We start from the raw sequence: 4,952 nt of genomic DNA, 5'->3' as shown, positions 1-4,952 counted from the left end.
CACTATCAGAACCTGCCCCAATATCGTACACCCGCACCCGTCCGTCAGCCCCCTGGTAAGCTATAAGCCGTCCATCAGGCGAGAGCACGGGGGCTGACGTCCAGGCACATGCCGCCGTGGGCAGGCACGAACACGAGCCGTCACCGAGATCCAAAAGCACGAGGTCTGGGCGCTCGCGCCGGTCGGAAACTCCCACAACGGTTCCTTCGAGCCCGTGCAGGGCTGGGACCGTGATCATGTAGCCTTCTGGAAGTGGGCATCCGGAGGCCAGTACAGGGTTGAGCTCAATGAGGCCGCCTACCGGCACCCCAAGCAGCTCCGCGATAGACGCGGGAGTATCATCGGCCCTCGTATAGTACCTGGTTTCGCAGTCAGCGCCGGCGCTGTACATAAGAACCACCTCACTTGCGACCGTGCCTTCCGACCCAGTATATGCCGTGGGCACGTGTTCGGTGCGCGAGGTGGCTTTGGGTTCCTCTGCCTCACCCTGACGAGAGTGACTATCTCAGGCCAAGTGACACGCGACCCTGTGCCCCTTCTCCACCTCTCGAAACTCCGGCTCAGTCTCCTTGCAGATGTCCTTCGTCAGGGGGCACCTTGGATGCAGCCTGCATCCGGATGGGGGGTTGACCGGATTCGGGACCTCGCCCTTCATAACCTGGCCGAACCCTCGACGCCTGGGATCCGGGACGAAGACTGCTCCGATCAGGGCTCTGGTGTACGGGTGCGCCGGGTTCTTGACGATCCTGTCCGTCGGTCCTTCCTCAACGACTTTTCCCAAGTACATGACGGCGATCCTGTCGCATATGTGCCTTGCTGTGGCGAGGTCGTGCGTAATGTAGACGAACGTCACTCCACGGCCACGGGCGAGGTTCAGCATCAGGTTGAGAATCTCGCCGCGTATGGACACGTCCAGCATGGAGACAGGCTCGTCCGCCACGATGAAATCGGGATCGAGAGCGAGTGCCCTGGCCACGGCAACTCTCTGCCGTTGTCCACCCGAGAGCTCATGGGGATAGCGGGGGATGTACTCCTCTGGCGGAGTCATCTCCACGTCCTCGAGAACCCGCTCGACAATGGGAAGGGCATCCCGGCGGTTCCCTATGAGCCCCTGGATCCTCAGAGGTTCAGAGATCACCGTGAACACGTCCATCCGGGGGTTCATGGATTCGTACGGGTCCTGGAAGATAATCTGCATCTTCCGGCGGAGTCTTTTGAGCTCGCCCTGGCCAAGTCCGAAGACATCAGTGCCCTCGAGCCTCACCGAACCTGACGTCGGCTCTGTCAGGCGCAGAATTGTCCTGGCAAGTGTGGTCTTGCCGCACCCGGACTCGCCTACGACCCCGAAGATCTCGCCTTTTCGCACGCTGAAACTCACGCCATCAACGGCCCGGAGGGCGATGATGGGTCCGCCGCGCAGCGATTGGATTAACCCCCTCCTCACAGGGAAGTGCTTGACGAGGTTCCGGACTTCGAGGATGGGTTCACCGTTCAGAAGAGCTTCCACGGGGTTGGCCCCTACTGCGCCCATATGTCCACCCCCTCTTCGATCGTGCTGGCCTTGTGGCAGGCAACCAGATGCCCGCTGCCTGAGATGTCGTGCGATGCGGGTTCCTCCTGCTGGCACTCGACGTCAGCGAGAGGGCACCGAGGATGGAACCTGCACCCCGAAGGAGGGGATAGGAGATTCGGGGGGAACCCCGGCACCGACCGGACCGCGGACCGCTCCGCCCCGATATCGGGGAAAGCCCGAACGAGACCTATCGTGTAGGGGTGCCTCGGCTTGAGGTAGACATCCATGACGCTCCCACACTCGACGATCTTACCGGCATACATGATTGCCACGTCGTCGCACGTCTGTGCGATGACTGCAAGGTCGTGGGTTATGAGCATCATGGATAGGTTCAGTTTCTTCCTCAGTTCCTCCATGGCCCGGAGGACCTGTGCCTGGACCATCACGTCCAAAGCCGTAGTGGGCTCGTCTGCGATGATTAGGTCAGGATAACAGGCGAGGGCCATCGCTATCACTACCCTCTGTTTCATGCCCCCGCTGAATTCGTGCGGGTACTCCCCGTAGCGCTTCGGGTTGATCCCCACCAGCTCAAAAAGCTCATGCGCCCGCTTAACAGCCTTCTCTCGCGAGATATCCTCGTGAGCCATGACCGCTTCGACAATCTGCTCCCCGACGCGATGGACCGGATTGAGAGCGTTCATGGCCCCTTGGAACACCATGGACACGCGCTTCCACCGGATGCTCTTGCGGAAAGCCTCCTCCGACATCGCGAGCACGTCCTGACCGTCTACCAAGACCGATCCTCCCATGATCGCTCCATTGCTCGGGAGGAGTCTCAAGACGGCCGTGGCCATACTTGACTTCCCGCATCCGGACTCCCCAGCGATCCCAAGCGCCCGGCCGCGGTCAAGCGAGAAACTCACGGAGTCGACCGCACGGACATTTCCGCGGAGAGTCCGGTAGTACATCTTCAGGTCCTTGACTTCAAGTAGGGCCATGCTCACGATCTCTCCCTGTAACGCGGATTGAAGATCTCATTCACCGTGTTTCCAATGAACACGAACGCAAGACTCAGAAACGTCAGCGATATCCCCGGGGGAATCAGCCACCACCAGGCAAGGGTCGTGAATGCCCCGAAACTCCTTGCATTCTGAAGCATCCGCCCCCACGTGGGCACACTGGGATCGCCCAGCCCGAGGAAACTCAAGGCAGCCTCCATCAGGATTGCTGCCGGGATCCTGAGCACCAACGCGGCGAATACCAGTGGCAGCACGTTCGGCAGAATGTGCGAAGTCATAATGTAGAAGGCCGAAGCACCCCCCGCCCTCGCCGCCTCAACGAAAGTCCGCTCCTTCAATGAGAGGGTCTGAGACCGGACGAGCCTGGCTGTACCCATCCACGCAAACGCCGCCACGAGGATGACGATGTTCCACACACTTTTGCCCAGAAACGCGCCGAGGACTATCAGAATGGGCAAAGTGGGAATGGCAAGCAGCACATCCACCACTCTCATCAGGATCTCGTCAACAGCCCCGCCCACATACCCGCTGATGATCCCGACGCTCGTCCCTATGGCCACCGCAATCAACGCCGCCGAAAGCCCGATCAGCAATGCAAGACGTGCTCCGTAGACTAGCTGTGCCCACAGATCAGCGCCCATGTGGTCAGCCCCCAGTGGCCCGTGGAGCAGGCCAAGCACCCCGAATGTCATCGGGCTCATCCTCACAGCAACAGGGCCCGACCCCGTCGCGCTCGCAGTGAAAACTAGCCGGTAGTCGCCTTGCTTGGAGAACAGCACGGTTGCGGGGTCGTCAAACAGCCCCATTCCCAAGTTCATCTTGAAGTCGAGATCTCTCGCGTCGAGTGTGACCTCGCGAACATCGCTGCTTCCCCAGGCGCTGGACCGCCACAGGTTCCTCCGGCTTCCGTCGGGAGCTTCAAACTCGATCCGGAGCTGTGTCGATGCATCATCCGGAGCCTCGATCGAGTACTCGAACTTTATGTCGAAGGTCTGCGGAGGGTTGTATGGATAGTGAATGACGTAGCTGCTCACCAACCTCGCCTGCTCGAATGGGTCGTCTTCCGGAGGCGTCAGTTCGACCACGGTCATATGCTCGCCTTCGATCTGCGTTCCGGAAAGCCGGGCGTCCGTCTCCTCCTCCACATGCCAGTCTCTGGCCCCGATCACTCGTTTGAAGGTCGGGGGCGCACCGCGGAACCTGGACATCACCGAGCCCGCCCAGGAAGGAGCGGCCATCCTGTCTGCAAGGTAGAAGTCCTTCATCGGGTTGTAGGGCGTAAGCAGCGGCGCGAAGATCGCCGCCAGTATGTACACAATCACTATGCCGAGGCCGATCATCCCGTAAGGTTTCCGTCTGTACTGTGCCCAGAAACCTGGGGTCCCCGGGCCGTTGCCCCTGGTCCCGGCTTGTCTCCAACCGGCCGCTGTCACCCGCTTGTTCATCTTGCAGCACCTGCCCCTACTCGGATTCTGGGGTCGACGAGTCCGTACGCGATGTCAGCCAGGAGGTTGGAGATGATGACCGCCAAGGCTATGAGGTAGAAGGCCCCCTGTGCGGCAGGGTAGTCTTGCTGGAGGACCGCGTCTAGAAGGTACTTCCCCACCCCGTGCCACGAGAATATGCTCTCCGTGATCACGGCGCCGGTGACCATGCCTGGGAGGGACATAAAGATCAGCGTGACGATGGGCGGCAGCACGCTTCTGAGCGCGTGTCGGTAAAGGATGCTCCGCCTGGTCAGGCCCTTTGCGCGGGCCGTGACTATGTAGTCCTGCCCCAAGGCCTCGAGCATCGTGTTCCGGGTGTAGAGCGCCCAGGATCCGAAGCCGATTATCGTGAGGCTGCCGGCCGGGAGAATGAGGTGGTGGAGCCTATCCAGCAGTTGAAGGAATAGCCCATCGGGAGGGGGTGCGCTTATGGTCCCGTGTATGGGGAGTATAGGAATGTAGTACCCGAACAGCATCAGAAGCAGCAACTGGATGAAGAACCCCGGGACCGCGTATGCAAAGAGCCCGGCCCCGGTGACGAAGCTCTCTACGAACGTCCCTCGGCGGGCTGCTGCATAGACCCCGACCGCCATGCCCACCGTTGCCGTGAGGACGAAACTGGCAAGAAAGAGCACTATGGTGTTGGGAAGCCTCTCCATCAGCTCGCCAGCCACCGACCGTCTGGTCGAGAAGGAAAGCCCCATGTCGAACTTGGCGAGAGAAGTGATGTACTTCCAGTACTGGACCAAAGGGGGATCGTCCAAGCCATACTGCCTTCTCAGTTCCGCTTTGGCTTCGGGAGTGAAATTGGGGTCGATGATCATCTTCGTTGCATCCCCCGGCATGAGCCGGAAGATGGCGAAGTTGAACGTAAGGATCACAAACAAGACGATGAGTGCGTAGAAGAGACGCCTCAGTATATAGGCCCTGAAA

Annotated in this window: 5 protein-coding genes; all 5 read right to left on the bottom strand. The window is 60.3% G+C overall.

Translation table 11 applies throughout. The features are described 5' to 3' along the window. On the bottom strand, positions 1 to 391 hold a 391-nt coding region (locus NUW23_13330; GenBank protein ID MCR4427142.1), incomplete at its 3' end, for a hypothetical protein. Between the two features lie 114 nt (positions 392 to 505). Beyond that, positions 506 to 1,531: an ABC transporter ATP-binding protein gene (locus tag NUW23_13325; GenBank protein ID MCR4427141.1), complete on the bottom strand. Its 1,026-nt coding sequence runs from the start codon at positions 1,529 to 1,531 to the stop codon at positions 506 to 508. Continuing rightward, a complete protein-coding gene (locus NUW23_13320; protein MCR4427140.1) occupies positions 1,519 to 2,517 on the bottom strand; it encodes an ABC transporter ATP-binding protein in 999 nt (332 codons plus the stop codon). Before NUW23_13320 ends, NUW23_13325 begins: the two co-directional genes overlap by 13 nt. After that, entirely contained in the window at positions 2,514 to 3,977 is a 1,464-nt protein-coding gene (locus tag NUW23_13315) for an ABC transporter permease (GenBank protein ID MCR4427139.1), read from the bottom strand. The genes NUW23_13320 and NUW23_13315 overlap by 4 nt, the downstream gene beginning before the upstream one ends. After that, positions 3,974 to 4,952 (bottom strand): ABC transporter permease (locus NUW23_13310; protein ID MCR4427138.1); only part of this gene is annotated, 979 nt, incomplete at its 5' end. The genes NUW23_13315 and NUW23_13310, both read right to left, overlap by 4 nt.

This window comes from Bacillota bacterium (genome assembly GCA_024655925.1).
GTDB lineage: Bacteria > Bacillota > DTU025 > DTU025 > JANLFS01 > JANLFS01.
This window is presented reverse-complemented; position numbering and strand designations above follow the sequence as displayed.